At 75.0% G+C, this 14,720-nt stretch carries 19 protein-coding genes; 15 read left to right on the top strand and 4 right to left on the bottom strand.

What is annotated here, in order from left to right; all coding sequences use genetic code 11:
- Positions 1 to 9: 9 nt before the first annotated feature.
- From DQ240_RS12070 to DQ240_RS12080, 3 genes are read left to right on the top strand one after another with little or no spacing between them, the layout of a single operon-like run.
- Positions 10 to 1,095: an ABC transporter ATP-binding protein gene (locus DQ240_RS12070; RefSeq protein ID WP_113839857.1), complete on the top strand. Its 1,086-nt coding sequence runs from the start codon at positions 10 to 12 to the stop codon at positions 1,093 to 1,095.
- Between the two features lie 47 nt (positions 1,096 to 1,142).
- Positions 1,143 to 2,042 (top strand): N-acetyl-1-D-myo-inositol-2-amino-2-deoxy-alpha-D-glucopyranoside deacetylase, encoded by a 900-nt coding sequence (gene mshB, locus DQ240_RS12075; RefSeq protein WP_113839858.1) that lies wholly within the window; start codon positions 1,143 to 1,145, stop codon positions 2,040 to 2,042.
- Positions 2,039 to 2,434: a hypothetical protein gene (locus DQ240_RS12080; protein ID WP_113839859.1), complete on the top strand. Its 396-nt coding sequence runs from the start codon at positions 2,039 to 2,041 to the stop codon at positions 2,432 to 2,434. Before mshB ends, DQ240_RS12080 begins: the two co-directional genes overlap by 4 nt.
- On the opposite strand, the gene DQ240_RS12085 is transcribed toward DQ240_RS12080, so the two are convergent.
- On the bottom strand, positions 2,388 to 3,146 hold the full coding sequence (locus DQ240_RS12085) for a GNAT family N-acetyltransferase (RefSeq protein WP_113839860.1): 759 nt from the start codon (positions 3,144 to 3,146) through the stop codon (positions 2,388 to 2,390). The genes DQ240_RS12080 and DQ240_RS12085 overlap by 47 nt on opposite strands.
- A 151-nt stretch (positions 3,147 to 3,297) precedes the next feature.
- Here DQ240_RS12085 and fdxA point away from each other — a divergent pair, with 151 nt between their 5' ends.
- From fdxA to DQ240_RS12100, 3 genes are read left to right on the top strand one after another with little or no spacing between them, the layout of a single operon-like run.
- Positions 3,298 to 3,624, top strand: coding sequence for a ferredoxin (fdxA, locus tag DQ240_RS12090; RefSeq protein WP_158548659.1), 327 nt, complete (start codon positions 3,298 to 3,300; stop codon positions 3,622 to 3,624).
- A gap of 23 nt (positions 3,625 to 3,647) precedes the next feature.
- Positions 3,648 to 4,730: a succinyldiaminopimelate transaminase gene (dapC, locus tag DQ240_RS12095; RefSeq protein WP_255410896.1), complete on the top strand. Its 1,083-nt coding sequence runs from the start codon at positions 3,648 to 3,650 to the stop codon at positions 4,728 to 4,730.
- Positions 4,731 to 4,773: 43 nt separating this feature from the next.
- Positions 4,774 to 5,286 carry a DinB family protein gene (locus tag DQ240_RS12100; RefSeq protein WP_113839863.1) on the top strand — a complete coding sequence of 171 codons (513 nt, stop codon included), beginning with the start codon at positions 4,774 to 4,776 and terminating at the stop codon, positions 5,284 to 5,286.
- 7 nt (positions 5,287 to 5,293) lie between these two features.
- Here DQ240_RS12100 and DQ240_RS24270 read toward each other — a convergent pair whose 3' ends face one another.
- Together DQ240_RS24270 and dapD are read right to left on the bottom strand one after the other, a co-directional pair.
- Entirely contained in the window at positions 5,294 to 5,920 is a 627-nt protein-coding gene (locus DQ240_RS24270) for a hypothetical protein (RefSeq protein WP_199589264.1), read from the bottom strand.
- 63 nt (positions 5,921 to 5,983) lie between these two features.
- A complete protein-coding gene (dapD, locus tag DQ240_RS12110; protein ID WP_113839864.1) occupies positions 5,984 to 6,955 on the bottom strand; it encodes a 2,3,4,5-tetrahydropyridine-2,6-dicarboxylate N-succinyltransferase in 972 nt (323 codons plus the stop codon).
- 52 nt (positions 6,956 to 7,007) lie between these two features.
- Between dapD and dapE the strand changes: the two genes are divergently transcribed.
- From dapE to DQ240_RS12135, 5 genes are read left to right on the top strand one after another with little or no spacing between them, the layout of a single operon-like run.
- Positions 7,008 to 8,114, top strand: coding sequence for a succinyl-diaminopimelate desuccinylase (gene dapE, locus DQ240_RS12115; protein ID WP_113839865.1), 1,107 nt, complete (start codon positions 7,008 to 7,010; stop codon positions 8,112 to 8,114).
- Positions 8,115 to 8,124: 10 nt separating this feature from the next.
- Positions 8,125 to 8,952, top strand: a complete 828-nt coding sequence (locus DQ240_RS12120) for a TIGR00730 family Rossman fold protein (RefSeq protein ID WP_113839866.1) — start codon at positions 8,125 to 8,127, stop codon at positions 8,950 to 8,952.
- Between the two features lie 9 nt (positions 8,953 to 8,961).
- On the top strand, positions 8,962 to 9,345 hold the full coding sequence (locus DQ240_RS12125; RefSeq protein WP_113839867.1) for a DivIVA domain-containing protein: 384 nt from the start codon (positions 8,962 to 8,964) through the stop codon (positions 9,343 to 9,345).
- Positions 9,338 to 9,802, top strand: a complete 465-nt coding sequence (locus DQ240_RS12130) for an SRPBCC family protein (protein ID WP_113839951.1) — start codon at positions 9,338 to 9,340, stop codon at positions 9,800 to 9,802. The genes DQ240_RS12125 and DQ240_RS12130 overlap by 8 nt, the downstream gene beginning before the upstream one ends.
- A 4-nt stretch (positions 9,803 to 9,806) precedes the next feature.
- Positions 9,807 to 10,526 carry a DNA alkylation repair protein gene (locus DQ240_RS12135; protein WP_113839868.1) on the top strand — a complete coding sequence of 240 codons (720 nt, stop codon included), beginning with the start codon at positions 9,807 to 9,809 and terminating at the stop codon, positions 10,524 to 10,526.
- A gap of 15 nt (positions 10,527 to 10,541) precedes the next feature.
- Here DQ240_RS12135 and DQ240_RS12140 read toward each other — a convergent pair whose 3' ends face one another.
- Complete coding sequence (locus DQ240_RS12140; RefSeq protein WP_233498666.1) at positions 10,542 to 11,162, bottom strand: LysE family translocator; 621 nt, start codon at positions 11,160 to 11,162, stop codon at positions 10,542 to 10,544.
- A gap of 80 nt (positions 11,163 to 11,242) precedes the next feature.
- Between DQ240_RS12140 and DQ240_RS12145 the strand changes: the two genes are divergently transcribed.
- The 4 genes from DQ240_RS12145 (at position 11,243) to DQ240_RS12160 (ending at position 14,720) form a co-directional block, all read left to right on the top strand.
- On the top strand, positions 11,243 to 12,139 hold the full coding sequence (locus DQ240_RS12145) for a DMT family transporter (RefSeq protein WP_113839870.1): 897 nt from the start codon (positions 11,243 to 11,245) through the stop codon (positions 12,137 to 12,139).
- A gap of 131 nt (positions 12,140 to 12,270) precedes the next feature.
- Complete coding sequence (locus DQ240_RS12150; RefSeq protein ID WP_199589265.1) at positions 12,271 to 12,819, top strand: DNA-3-methyladenine glycosylase I; 549 nt, start codon at positions 12,271 to 12,273, stop codon at positions 12,817 to 12,819.
- Between the two features lie 120 nt (positions 12,820 to 12,939).
- Positions 12,940 to 13,107 carry a DUF3117 domain-containing protein gene (locus DQ240_RS12155; protein ID WP_081807929.1) on the top strand — a complete coding sequence of 56 codons (168 nt, stop codon included), beginning with the start codon at positions 12,940 to 12,942 and terminating at the stop codon, positions 13,105 to 13,107.
- Between the two features lie 89 nt (positions 13,108 to 13,196).
- Positions 13,197 to 14,720 carry a M17 family metallopeptidase gene (locus DQ240_RS12160; RefSeq protein WP_113839872.1) on the top strand — a complete coding sequence of 508 codons (1,524 nt, stop codon included), beginning with the start codon at positions 13,197 to 13,199 and terminating at the stop codon, positions 14,718 to 14,720.

Here is a 14,720-nt window from a genome sequence, read left to right on the forward strand (position 1 = left end):
GGCAGACCGATGACATCGCCTGAGTCCGAGCGGGACCGCGAGGTCGCCCAGGCCCGGGCGGCCGCCGCGCCACAGCCGGCCTCCGGTGAGGCGCTGCTGGAGATCCGCGGGCTGCAGAAGCACTTCCCGCTCACCCAGGGCGTCGTCTTCAAGCGGACCGTCGGTCACGTGCGCGCCGTCGACGGCGTGGACCTGACGCTGCGCCGCGGCGAGACCGTCGGCCTGGTCGGCGAGTCCGGCTGCGGCAAGTCGACGGTGTCGAAGCTGCTGGTCGCGCTGGAGAAGCCGACCGGCGGGTCGATCGTCTACAAGGGGACGGACGTCGCCGGCCTGTCCGGGCGCGCGCTCAAGGACTACCGGCGCGAGGTCCAGATCATCTTCCAGGACCCCTACGCGTCGCTGAACCCGCGGATGACCGTCGGCGACATCGTCGCGGAGGGCTGGTCGGTGCACGCCGACGTCGCCCCGAAGAAGGGCCGGCTGCAGCGCACGCAGGAGCTGCTGGACCGGGTCGGGCTCAACCCCGACTACGTGAACCGCTACCCGCACCAGTTCTCCGGTGGTCAGCGGCAGCGCATCGGCATCGCCCGCGCCCTGGCGCTGCGGCCGGAGGTCATCGTCTGCGACGAGCCGGTCTCCGCGCTGGACGTCTCCGTCCAGGCGCAGGTCGTGAACCTGCTCGAGGACCTGCAGGACGAGTTCGGGCTGTCCTACCTCTTCATCGCCCACGACCTGTCGGTGGTGCGGCACATCTCCGACCGGGTCGCCGTCATGTACCTCGGCTCGATCGTCGAGGAGGGCACCGACGAGCAGGTCTACACGACCCCGTCCCACCCGTACACGCAGGCGCTGCTGTCGTCGGTCCCGCTGCACGAGCCGCACCTGCGCGGTCAGAAGGACCGGATCCTGCTGCAGGGCGACGTCCCGAGCCCGGCCGACCCGCCCTCGGGCTGCCGCTTCCGCACCCGCTGCTGGAAGGCCCAGGACATCTGCGCGCAGGAGCCGCCGGCGCTCGTGGACCGCGGTCAGGGCCACCCCGCCGCCTGCCACTTCGCCGAGGCCCGCACCGTCGTCCCCGTCGAGGTCGTCGAGTAGGTCCCGCTGCCTCGGCCGGGGACGGCGACGGGGGAGAATGGCCCACCGTGACCTCCGCTGACCGCCGCCTGCTGCTGGTGCACGCCCATCCCGACGACGAGACGATCAACAACGGCGCCACGATGGCCCGTTACGTCGCCGAGGGTGCCCAGGTCACGCTGCTGACCTGCACGCTGGGCGAGGAGGGCGAGGTCCTCGTCCCCGAGCTCGCCCAGCTGGCCGCCGACTCCGCCGACCAGCTCGGCGGGTTCCGGATCGGGGAGCTGTCGGCGGCCATGACGGCGCTCGGGGTCACGGACTGGCGGTTCCTCGGCGGCGCGGGGCGCTACCGCGACTCCGGGATGATCGGCACCCCGGCGAACGAGAAGCCGCGGGCCTTCTGGAACGCCGACCTCGACGAGGCGATCGGGCACGCCGTCGCCGTCGTCCGCGAGACCAGGCCGCAGGTCGTCGTCACCTACGACGAGAACGGCGGCTACGGCCACCCCGACCACATCCAGGCCCACCGCGTGGCCATGGGCGCGGTCGCGGCGGCCGCCGACCCGGCCTACCGCCCCGACCTCGGCGAGCCGTGGCAGGTGGCGAAGGTCTACTGGTGCTGCGTGCCCCGGTCGGTGCTCCGGGCGGGCGCGGAGCAGATGGCGTCGCTGGGGGAGGCCTCCCCGTTCGAGCAGCTGGGCGCGATCGAGGACATCCCCTTCGCCGTCGCCGACGAGGTGGTCACCGCCGCGGTCGACGGGCGGGCGCACGCCGGGGCCAAGGACGCCGCCATGCGCGCGCACGCCACGCAGATCACCGTCGACGGACCGTTCTTCGCGCTGTCGAACAACTTCGGCCAGGAGGTGCTCGGCGTCGAGTACTACCGCCTGGTCGCCGGGGAGCGCGGGCCGGCCGGGGACGCGCCGAACGGCTGGGAGGACGACCTGTTCGCGGGTCTGCCCGGGTGAGAGCGGTCGCCGGGGGTGCGGCCGCGGTGCTGGTGGCCGCCTGGTTCGCTCTCGTCGAGGTCCTCTGGCTGCCGCTGCGCATCGGCGGGTTCCCGGTGCCGCTGTCGATCCCCGTCGCCATGGCCGTGAACCTGCTCCTGGTGACCTGGACCCACCGGCTGACCGGGTCGCGGGTCGCCGCCGTGCTGCCCGCGCTGGTGTGGCTGGTCGTCGTCGTCCCGGCCAGCCAGCAGCGCTCCGAGGGCGACGTCCTGCTCATCGGGGACTGGCGGGGCCTGGCGTTCCTGCTCCTCGGCGTGCTCGGCGCCTCGCTCGCCGTGGGCCGGGTCGTCGGGACCCCGCCGGCTAGGGGAGCGGCGCCCGCCGGTAGTGGTAGCGGTGGTGCTCGATGAAGCCGTCCCGGCGGTAGAGCGCCCGGGCCGCGGCGTTGGACTCCACGACCTGCAGGTAAGCCCAGCGCGCCCCGCGGCCGGCGCCCCACCGGTACAGCGCGGCCATCACGGCCGAGGCGAGCCCCTGCCGGCGGTGCGCCTCGTCCACGGTCACCGCGCTCACCCCGAGCCAGCCGTCGGTGACCACGCCGCGGGCGACGGCGGCCAGCGGTGCCGGCCCGGGCTCCAGGCGCACCGAGGCGAAGACGACGTCCTCGGCGTCGGTGAGCACCCGCCGGGCGGCCGGGGGCAACTCGCGGCCGCCGTGCCGGTAGCCGGCCAGCCAGGCGTCGTCGGGCACGGGGGAGAGATCGACGGCGACCCGGGCGTCGTCCGGGGGGACCGGCAGCGGAGCGGTCAGGACGAGGGTGTCCTCGTCGCGCTCCCAGCCCGCTGCGGCGAACGCCGTCGCGGCCGGGCGGGCCTGCGTGCCGGGCAGCTGCACCGCCGGACGCAGGTCGCGGGCGGCGTACCAGCGGGTGACCGCGTCGACGGCGTCGGGCAGCGGGCACCCCGGGTCGCCGACGACGAGGGCGGAGTTGGCGCGACCGGTGAACCCGCCCCCGGCACGCAGCAGCCAGTCGCCGAGCCGTTCGGTCTCCCAGCCCCGCCAGCCGCGGGCCGCGAGGAGCTCGAGGTCGACGACGCCCAGCGGCGAGCGGCTCTGTCCCATGCCCCCGATCCTCCGGGCGGCGCGCCCGCCGACCCGAAGGGGGTGGGCGTGCGGCCGGTCGCGCCCTCCACGGGGCGAGACGTCATACTGTGCGGCGAGATGTGACCGGGCGAGAAGCCCCGGTCGAGCTGCGCGTTCGGGAGGCAACACCGTGACCTACGTGATCACCCAGGCCTGTGTCGACGTCCTCGACAAGGCCTGCATCGACGAGTGTCCGGTGGACTGCATCTACGAGGGCGACCGGATGCTCTACATCCACCCCGACGAGTGCGTCGACTGCGGTGCGTGCGAGCCGGTCTGCCCGGTGGAGGCCATCTACTACGAGGACGACGTCCCGGACAAGTGGAAGGACTTCTACAACGCCAACGTCGAGTTCTTCTCCGACCTGGGCAGCCCCGGCGGCGCGGCGAAGACCGGCAAGGTCGGCCGGGACCACCCGATGGTCGCGGCCCTGCCGCCCCAGGGCGAAGGGCACTGACGCCCCCCGTCGCCGGCGCCGGCCTGCCGGACTTCCCCTGGGACTCCCTGGCGGCGGCCCGCGCGCGGGCGGCCGAGCACCCGGGTGGGGTCGTCGACCTGTCCATCGGGACGCCGGTCGACGACACCCCTGAGGTCCTGACCGCGGCGCTGGCCGCGGCGGGGAACTCGCCGGGCTACCCGACCGCGCTCGGCACCGCCGAGCTGCGGACGGCGGCCGCCGGCTGGCTGGAGCGCCGCCTCGGCGTCCGGCTCGCCGACCCGCTCGGGGCCGATCCCTCGGTGATCCCGACCGTGGGGTCGAAGGAGCTGGTCGCGCTCCTGCCGACCCTGCTCGGGTTGCGCGGTGGCACGATCGTGATCCCCGAGGTCGCCTACCCCACGTACGAGGTCGGCGCCGTGGTGGCCGGCCTCTCGGTGGTGCGCAGCGACGTCCCGCCGGCCGATCCCGGCGACGTCGCCCTGGTCTGGATCAACTCCCCGGGCAACCCGCACGGGCGGGTCCTCTCCGACGAGCAGCTGCGCGGCTGGGCGGCCTGGGGCCGGGAGCACGGCGTCCCCGTCGTCGCCGACGAGTGCTACGCGATGCTCGGCTGGGAGGTCGAGCCCCGCTCGCTGCTGCACCCGGCGATCGCCGGCGACGACCACACCGGGCTGCTCGCGGTGCACTCGCTGTCCAAGCAGTCGACCGCCGCCGGGTACCGCGGCGGGCTCCTCTCCGGGGACCCGGCGCTGGTCCGCCGGATCTGGGACGTGCGCCGGCACCTGGGCCTGCTGGTGCCCGGGCCGGTGCAGGCCGCCATGGCCGCGGCGCTGGCCGACGACGCCCACGTCGACGAGCAGCGCGAGCGCTACCGGAGCCGCCGAGAGCGGCTCGCCGCCGCCGTCCGCGGTGCCGGCGCGCGGATCGACGCCTCCGAGGCTGGCCTCTACCTGTGGGTCACCCGCGACGAGGACTGCTGGACGACGATCGACTGGCTGGCGGGCCTGGGGATCGTCGCCGCCCCGGGCTCCTTCTACGGGCCGGCCGGCGCCCGCCACGTCCGCATGGCCCTGACCGCCACCGACGAGCGGATCGCCGCCGCCGCGGAGCGTCTCTCCGCCTGAACCGGGTGCGGCGGGGGCACCGGCGGCGCTAGCGTGCCGCGGCATGACGCCGCCCCGTGTCCGACCGGCGTACGCGGCCGACGAGCGCACGCAGCTCCTCGGCTGGCTGGACCTGCAGCGGGCCCTGGTGCCCTGGAAGTGCGCCGGGCTGACCGAGGAGCAGGCCTCCCTCGCGGTGCTGCCGTCGTCCCCGCAGATGTCGGTGGCCGGGCTGGTCTCGCACCTGCGCTGGACCGAGCACTGCTGGTTCGAGGTGCTGTTCCTCGGCTGGCCGGCCACCGACAACCCGCAGTTCGACGAGTCCCGCCCGGGCGCCGACATGCGGGTCGACGGGGTCCCGCTGGCGCGGTTGCTCGAGGAGTACGAGACGCAGTGCGCCTGCGCCCGCGAGATCGTCGCGAGCCACTCGCTGGACGACACCTGCCGCAACTCCGAGTACGCGCCGGGGGTCACCCTCCGCTGGGTGCTGCTGCACATGCTCGAGGAGACCGCCCGGCACGTCGGTCACCTGGACGCGATGCGGGAGCTGATCGACGGGCGCACCGGCTACTACTGACGCCGGGTCAAGGGCAGGGTGACTCGCCGGCATCCAGCGTCGTGGCCAGCTCGACGGCCATGGCCTCGTGCTGCTGGTACGCCTCGGGGAAGCCGCTGCGCTGCACCCGCTGGGCGCTCTCGGTCAGCCGCGCGGTGTCCCAGCCGGGGACCTCGAGCAGGCGGTCGTAGAAGATCCCGGCCGCGTAGAGCGGGTCCTGGACCTGCTCCGGTGTGCCCCAGCCCTGCGAGGGGCGCTGCTGGAACAGCCCCAGCGAGTCCCGGTCACCGTGGTCGAGGTTGCGCAGGCTCGACTCCTGCATCGCCGTGGCCAGGGCGATGACGACGGCCCGCTCGGGGAGTCCGCGGTCCCGCCCCACCTGCGCGATCGTGCGGGCGTTGCCGATCTGCTCGGTCGTGAGCTCGACGCCCGAGGCGGGCAGCACGCACGCCGTCTCCGCCGGCTCGTCCCCGTCCGGGACGCCCTTCCAGGCCACCCCGACCACGACGGCCAGCAGCAGCAGCGCGGCCGGCCACCAGCGCGGCGGTGTGAGGCCGCGGAGCCCCGACGCCCGTCGACGTCGACGCCGTCGCCCCGACGGGCGGGGGCGCGGACCGGCCGACGGGCGGCGGGCCACCGTGCTCGCGGGGCTCATCGCCGTCGAGGGTAGGTGGGTTCCCTGTCAGGACCCTGGAGGTCGCGGGTGGCGTCGCTCGCGTCAGTTCTTGTGCAGGTCCGCGTTGAGCGCGCCCCACTCGCCGGCGCGGGGGAGCGCCTCGAGCGCGCCGCTCACGCTGTTGCGGCGGAACAGCAGCCCGCTGCGGCCGGAGAGCTCCCGGGCCTTGACCCGGGAGCCGTCGGGGAGGCTGACGACCGAACCGGCGGTCACGTAGCAGCCGGCCTCGACCACGCAGCCGTCGCCGAGGGAGATGCCCACCCCGGCGTTGGCGCCGAGCAGGCAGCCGCTGCCGATGGAGACGACCTCCTTGCCGCCGCCGGACAGGGTGCCCATGATCGACGCGCCGCCGCCGATGTCGCTGTCGGCGCCGACGACGACGCCCGCGCTGATCCGGCCCTCCACCATCGACGGGCCCAGCGTGCCGGCGTTGAAGTTGACGAAGCCCTCGTGCATGACCGTCGTCCCCTCGGCCAGGTGCGCGCCGAGCCGGACCCGGTCGGCGTCGGCGATGCGGACGCCGGAGGGGATGACGTAGTCGGTCATCTTCGGGAACTTGTCCACACCGAAGACGGTCACGTTGCCCACCGCGGCGCGCAGCCGGTGGGCGTTGAACGTCGCCGCCTCGACCGGGCCGGCGCTGGTCCACGCCACGTTGGTGAGCAGGCCGAAGATGCCGGTGAGGTCGGCGCCGTGCGGGCGGATCAGCCGGTGGGAGAGCAGGTGCAGCCGCAGCCAGACGTCGTAGGTGTCCACCGGCGGCGCGGACAGGTCGGCGATCACCGTGCGGACGGCGACGACCTCGACCCCGCGGGCGTCGTCGGTGCGCACCAGGCCGCCGTAGTCGGGGCCGAGCTCCCCGGACAGCTCCAGGGCGCCCAGCTTCTCCGTACCGTTCGCGGCGCCGTCCGGGGCGCCCAGGCGCGGCTCGGGGAACCAGACGTCGAGGACGGTGCCGGACCGGGTGAGGGTGGCCAGGCCGGCGGCGACAGCGGAGCGGGGAGCGTCGGTCACGGGTCACGACGCTACCGAGCGCGGATCGCCGGTTCGCATAGGCTCGGCAGTCGTGAGCGCGCTGCCCGAGCTGGACCTGTCCGCCGACGTCCTCACGCTCACCCGCGCGCTGGTCGACGCGCCGTCGGTCTCCGGCGAGGAGGCCGCGCTGGCCGACGCCGTCGAGGCCGCCCTGCGCGCCCTCGGTGGCCTCGAGGTGGAGCGCGTGGGGGACACCGTCCTGGCCCGCACGAACCTCGACCGGCCGACCCGCGTCGTGCTCGCCGGACACCTGGACACGGTGCCGATCGCCGACAACGTGCCGAGCCGGCTCGACGGCGACCGGCTGTACGGCTGCGGCACCAGCGACATGAAGTCCGGCGACGCGGTGATCCTGCGGCTGGCCGCCCGCTTCGGGGTCCCCGGCGCGGAGCCGGCGCACGACGTGACGTTCGTCCTCTACGACAACGAGGAGGTCGAGGCCGTGAAGAGCGGTCTCGGCCGGGCCGCCCGCGAGCGCCGCGGCTGGCTGTACGGCGACCTCGCGGTCCTGCTCGAGCCCACCGACGGCGAGATCGAGGCCGGCTGCCAGGGCACGCTGCGCGCGGTGCTGGAGGTGCCCGGCCGGCGCGCGCACAGCGCCCGCAGCTGGCTCGGCGTGAACGCCGTCCACGGCGCCGCCGGGATCCTGACCACGCTGGCCTCCTACACCGCCCGCGAAGTCGACATCGACGGCTGCCGCTACCGGGAGGGCCTCAACGCCGTCCGGATCGAGGGCGGGGTGGCCGGCAACGTGATCCCGGACGTGTGCCGGGTGACGGTGAACTTCCGCTACGCGCCGGACCGGGACCCCGATGCCGCCGAGGCCCACGTCCGCGAGGTGTTCGCCGAGGCGCTGGCCGCCGGCGCCACGCTCGCCGTCGTCGACAACGCCGGGGGCGCGCTCCCGGGGCTGTCCGAGCCGGCCGCGGCCGCGTTCGTCGCCGCGGTGGGACGCCCACCGCGGGCGAAGCTGGGCTGGACCGACGTCGCCCGCTTCGCCGCGTTCGGCATCCCCGCCGTGAACTACGGCCCCGGCGACCCGCAGCTGGCGCACACCCGCGAGGAGTCGGTCCTGGTCGAGCGACTCCAGCCGGCCGAGGACGCCCTCGTCGCCTACCTCTCCACCCCTCCGGCCTGAGGAGCCCCGCATGACCACCACGCCCGAGCCGGCCGCCGGTCGCCGGCCCCGGCCCACCCGGCACCGCGGTCCGGTGATGCTCCGCGGCGGTGAACCGGACCCCAGGACCGTGGGGACGACGACCGACCAGCGGCTGCTCGACCGCCGCGGCCCGACCGACTGGGTGCACACCGACCCCTGGCGCGTGCTGCGCATCCAGAGCGAGTTCGTCGAGGGCTTCGGGCTGCTCGCCGAGCTGCCCAAGGCGGTCAGCGTCTTCGGCAGCGCCCGCACCAGGCCCGACGACCCGTACTACCAGGCGGGTGTGGAGATCGGTGCCGCGCTGGCGAAGGCGGGCTACGCGGTCATCACCGGCGGCGGCCCGGGCGCGATGGAGGCGGCCAACCGCGGGGCGTGCGAGGCCGAGGGCCTGTCGGTCGGGCTCGGCATCGAGCTGCCGTTCGAGCAGGAGCTGAACGAGTGGGTCGACGTCGGCATCGCCTTCCGCTACTTCTTCGTCCGCAAGACGATGTTCGTGAAGTACGCGCAGGCCTTCGTGATCCTCCCCGGTGGGTTCGGCACGCTCGACGAGCTGTTCGAGTCGCTCACCCTGGTGCAGACGCGCAAGGTCACCCGGTTCCCGGTGGTGCTCTACGGCAGCGCGTACTGGGCCGGGCTGATCGAGTGGATCCGGACGACGATGGTCCCCGCCGGGACGATCAGCGCGGCCGACCTCGACCTGATCACGATCACCGACGACGTCGCCGAGGTCCTCGCGGTGATCCGCGAGTCGGAGACGCGGGGGGACGGCGGCGGCGGCATGCGCGCGCCCCTGCCCTCCGGCCCGATCGACGCCTGAGGCCTCGCCGTGCTGTCCGCGGTCGTCTTCGTCGTCACCGTGCTGCTGGTCGGCGGGCTGCTGTTCCTCGTCGGGTCGCTCCTGCTCGGCCGCGGCGAGACCCAGCCGCCGGCGGACCTGGACCGCTCCCCGGTGGAGCTGCCCGCCGACCGGCCGGTGACCGGCGACGACGTGCGGGCCCTGCGGATCTCCGTCACCGCCCGCGGGTACCGGATGACCGAGGTCGACTGGCTGCTGGAGCAGCTCGCCGAGACGATCGAGGACCGGGACCGGCAGCTCGCCGAGCTCCGCGCCCGCCCCGCCGCACCGCAGCCGCGCACGACCTCCGACGACACCCCACCCCACGACACCGCCGCGAGCGGGAACGGAGCGCCGCCCGGTGCGCATGCGTGAGCTGACCGAGCGGATCGACGTCGAGGCGCCCCCGGAGCGGGTCTGGGCGGCGCTCACCGACTGGACCCGGCAGGGCGAGTGGATGCTCGCCACCGACGTGGAGACGGTCGGCGGTCCGGCCCAGGGGGTGAAGGGCCGGCTGGCCGCGCGCACCGGGCTCAAGCTGCCCGGACGACGCCGGCACGTGGGTGTCCTCGACACGATGGTGATCACCGAGTGGGAGCCGCCGCGCCGGGTGGTCGTGCAGCACACCGGCCGCATCGTGCGGGGGCCCGGCATCTTCGAGGTCGAGCCGCGCGAGGGCGGCGGGTCGACGTTCGTGTGGACCGAGCAGCTGTGGCTGCCGTTCGGGTTCCTCGGCGTCGCGGGCTGGCCGCTGGCCAAGCCGTTCGTCGTCCTCGGGGTGCGGCTGTCGCTGCGCCGGTTCGCCGCCTTCGCGCGCACGCACCCCGCCTGATCCGGTGTCGGCGGCCGCGATCCGCACCGAGCTGGCGGAGCTGGCCGACCCGGTGCGTGCCGCCGGCATGGCGCGCTACTTCCAGGTGCGGCCGGGTGGCTACGGCGAGGGCGACCGCTTCCTCGGGATCGCCGTCCCCCCGCAGCGGGCGATCGCCCGCCGGCACGCCGCGGCGACGTCCCTGGCCGACGTCGACGAGCTCCTCGGCAGCCCGTGGCACGAGGAACGGCTGACCGCCCTGTTCGTCCTGGTCCGTCGCTTCGAGCGGGGGGACGACGACGAGCGTGCCCGGATCGTGGAGCTGTACCTGGCCCGGCGCGATCGGGTGGACAACTGGGACCTCGTGGACGCCTCGGCGCCGTACGTCCTCGGTCCCTGGCTGCTCGACCGCGACGACTCCGTGCTCGACGAGCTGGCCGGGTCCGACTCGCTGTGGGACCGCCGGTTAGCGGTGATGGCGACCTTCGCCGGCATCCGCGCCGGCCGGCCCGAGGCGACGCTGCGGATCGCCGACCGGCTGCTCACCGACCCCGAGGACCTGGTGCAGAAGGCGGTGGGCTGGATGCTGCGCGAGGTCGGCAACCGCGACCCGGCGCGGGCCGAGGAGTTCCTCGTGCCGCGGTACCGGCGGATGCCGCGGACGATGCTCCGGTACGCGATCGAGCGGTTCCCCGCGGAGCGGCGGCGCGACTACCTCGCCGGACGGGTCCGACCGTCGGCTTGACCGGGGCCCGGGGGCTCAGCTCCGGTCGAGCGCCAGCCGGGCGCCGAAGCCGAGCAGGGCGCACGCGGTGAGCGCGTCCAGAGCGCGCCGCACCGGCCGCCGGGTGAGCACCCGGCGGGCCCGGTGCAGCCCGGCGACCATCACCAGCGACCAGCCCAGCCCGAGGACGGCGTGGGTGAGCGCGAAGGCGACCAGCACCGGCACGGCGGCGTCCGGGCCGAGGAACTGCGGCAGCACGGCGAGGTAGAAGGCCAGGACCTTCGGGTTGGTGATGTTGCTGAGGAAGCCCTGCCGGAAGCCCCTCAGGGCCGCGCCTCCGCCGACGGTGCCGCCGGCCAGGTCGGCGTAGTCCCCGCGGACGGCCGAGCGCAGCGACTGGATGCCGAGGAACACCAGGTAGGCGATGCCCAGCCAGCGGATCGTCTGGAAGAGCGGCTCGACGCGCAGCACCACCGCGGCCAGCCCGGCCGCGGCCGCCGTCCCCTGGACGACGTTGGAGGCGGTGATGCCCAGGGCGCTCCAGGTACCGCGGCGCCGTCCGCCGGCGAGGGTGTTGCGGATGACGACGGCGGTGTCCGCGCCCGGCACGAGGACGAGGACCGCGGCGAAGACGACGAAGGAGCCATAACCGGACACGCGCCCAGCCTGACGGGGGGAGTCGGCGCCCCGCCAGGCGGTGGTCATGATGAGCGCGTGCGGAACGTGGGAGCGGGTCGGTGAGCCGGCGGGGCTGGGTGCTCTTCCTCGCGATGTCGGTGATCTGGGGCGTGCCGTACCTGCTGATCAAGGTGGCCGTGGAGGACCTCTCGCCGGTGGTCGTGGTCTTCGGCCGCTGCGCGATCGGGGCCGCGCTTCTGCTGCCCTGGACGATCGCCCGGGGACACCTCCGCCCGGCGCTGCGGCACTGGCGGTGGCTGCTGGCGTTCACGCTGCTGGAGATGACCGGGCCCTGGCTGCTGCTGGGGTACGCGGAGACGTCGCTGTCCAGCTCGCTGACCGGTCTGCTCGTCGCGGCGGTGCCGTTCGTCGCGGCGATCGCGGGGCGGGTGCTGGGGGAGGAGCGGCTGACGCCGGTCCGGCTGGCCGGTATGGGGCTGGGCGTCGTCGGCATCGCGGTCCTGCTCGGCCTGGACGTCGGCGGGGCGCAGCTGCTGCCGCTGCTGGCGGTCGCGGCCACCGTCGTCGGCTACGGGACGGCGCCGATGATCGTCACCCGGAAGCTGGCCGACGTCCCGGGGGTGGCGGCGAGCTCGATCGCGCTGCTGGTCACCGCGGTCGTCTACGCGCCGTTCGCGCTGACCCGCCTGGACGAGGTGCCCGCGGCGCCGGCACCGGCGCTGCTCTCGGTGGTCGTCCTCGGGGTCGTGTGCACGGCGCTGGCCCTGTCGCTCTTCTTCGCGCTGATCCACGAGGTCGGCCCGCAGCGGGCACTGGTCATCACGTTCCTGAACCCCGCCGTCGCCGTCCTGCTGGGGGTGCTGCTGCTGGACGAGCCGTTCACCCTCGGCCTGGCGCTGGGGCTGCCGCTGGTCATCGCCGGGTGCGTGCTGGCGACGCGGCGCAACGAGCCCCGCGTCGCCGAGACCCCCGCCGTGGAGACCCCCGTCCCCTGAGCCGCCGGCCGGGGAGTTCTACCCGGGGAGCTCGTGCTCTGCCCAGCACGGTGGGCAGAGCACGAGCGATCGCGGGACACCCGGGCCACGGGCACGTCGGCTCGTCGGTGGTCGCGGTTAGCGTCCCGGCCGTGGACCGCGTCCGATGCGCCTGGGGGGACAGCACCCCCGACTACGCCCGCTACCACGACGAGGAGTGGGGAGTGCCCCTGCACGGGGACGACGCGCTCTTCGAGCGGCTCACCCTCGAGGCGTTCCAGTCGGGGCTGTCGTGGCTGACCATCCTGCGCAAGCGGCCGGCCTTCCGGGTGGCCTTCGCCGGGTTCTCGATCGACGCCGTCGCGGAGTTCACCGAGACCGACCGCGAGCGGCTGCTCGCCGACGCCGGCATCGTGCGCAACCGGGCCAAGATCGACGCCGCCGTCACCAACGCGCGGGCGGCGCAGCGGCTGCCGGAGGGGCTCTCGGCGCTGCTGTGGTCCTTCGCCCCGCAGGGGCCGCGGCAACGGCCGGCGACCCTCGCCGAGGTGCCCGCCACGAGCCCCGAGTCGGTCGCCATGGCGAGGGAACTGAAGCGCCGCGGGTTCGCCTTCGTGGGCCCCACGACGGCCTACGCACTCATGCAGGCGACCGGGATGGTGGACGACCACGTGGCCACCTGCTTCCGCGCCCTCACCTGAACGGTGTCCCCAGGTTGGTCTCGCGGGCGGGGATACGGGATCATGGGCAGAGCTCATTGCACGGAGACAAGCCACACCGCCGCCACCAGCGGTGGCGGGTGGCCGGCGAAGGAGGCACGCATGGCGGCCATGAAGCCGCGCACGGGTGAAGGTCCCCTGGAGGTCACCAAGGAGGGGCGCGGCCTGGTCATGCGCGTACCGCTCGAGGGCGGCGGGCGGCTCGTCGTCGAGCTGTCGCCCGACGAGGCGACGGCGCTCTCGGAGGCACTGAAGGGCGCGACCAGCTGAACACCGCGGCGAGCCGCCCTTCGGGCGGCCCCGCACCGGGCGACGCGGCCCCGGTCGCCGGCACGACGCCGGCGGCCGGGGCCGCGCCGTTGCCGCGGGTCGCGCTGCTGGCCGGCCTGCCGACCCTCGGTGAGGACGACGTCCTCGCCGTACCGGTCGGTGCGGGCGGCACGCTGCCCGTCTGGCTGACCCGACCCGGCCCCGGGCAGGTGGCGCCGGTGCAGCCGGAGCTGCTCGCGGGAGCCCTGCGCGACACCGGCAACACCGGCGGCGCCGGGAAGATCACCAACCTGCCCGTCCCCGGACGGCGACCGCGCAGCGTGGTCGCCGTCGGCACAGGCGCCGGCACGTTGCCGGAGCTGCGTTCGTACGTCGGCATCGCCGTGCGCCGGGCACAGACCCTGGCCGAGTTCGGCGCCCGCCGACTGGTGCTCCCGCTCGACGGCGTGGCCCCCGCCGGTGCCGACGAGGTGCGCGCGGCGGTCGAGGCGGCGCTCCTGGCGGGGTACCGCTACCGCGACACGAGCCGGCCGCACCCACCCCGCCTGGCCGAGGTGGCCGTCGTCGCGGCCGACGCCGAGGACCTCCCCGTGGCCGAGGCGGCCCGCACGGGCCAGATCACCGCGGAGGCCGTCGCGTGGGCGCGCGACCTGGTCAACACCCCGGCGGACACGAAGGACCCGGAGTGGCTCGCCGCGCAGGCGCGGCAGCGGCTCGGAGAGCTCGACTCGGTCACCGTGACGGTGCTCGGCCCCGACGAGCTGCGGGCCGGCGGCTTCGGCGGCGTGCTGGCCGTCGGCAGCGGTTCGGCGCGCTCGCCGCGCGTGGTCGTCGCGAGCTACCGGCCGCCCGGGGCGGACGGCGGTTCCCCGGTGCTGGTCGGCAAGGGCATCACCTTCGACACCGGTGGCCTGTCGATCAAGACCACCGCCGGCATGCGCGAGATGAAGACCGACATGGCCGGGGGAGCTGCGGTGCTCGCCGCCCTGGACGCCGCGGCGCGCCTGCGGCTGCCGGTCGCCGTCACCGCCGTCGTCCCCGCCGCGGAGAACGCCGTCTCCGGCGACTCGTACCGCCCCGGTGACGTCGTCCGGCACGTCGGCGGTCGCACCACCGAGGTGCTGAACACCGACGCGGAGGGGCGGCTCGTCCTCGCCGATGCCCTCGCCCACGCCCGCCTGGAGCTCGGCGCCACCGTACTGGTCGACGTCGCCACCCTCACGGGCGCGATGAAGTCGGCCCTGGGCAACCGCACCGCCGGGCTGTACGCGACCACCGACGGGCTCGCCGACGCCCTCGCCACCGCCGCCGGCCACGCCGGGGAGCGGGTCTGGCGGATGCCCCTGGCCGAGGAGTACGGCGACGCGCTGGAGAGCGCCGTCGCCGATGCGAACAACGCGCCCGGCAACCCCGGCGGCACCACCGCCGCCCTGTTCCTGCGGCCCTTCGCCGGGGAACTGCCGTGGGCACACCTCGACATCGCCGGGCCGGTCCGCGCCGGGTCCGACGAGGCGGAGATCGTGAAGGGCGGCACCGGGTACGGCACCCGCCTGCTGCTGCGCTGGCTGGAGGCCGGCGCACCGGTCGACCCCATCCCCACGGCGGAGGACTGA

Source organism: Blastococcus sp. TF02A-26 (assembly GCF_003319125.1).
In the GTDB taxonomy this organism is placed as follows: Bacteria; Actinomycetota; Actinomycetes; order Mycobacteriales; family Geodermatophilaceae; genus Trujillonella.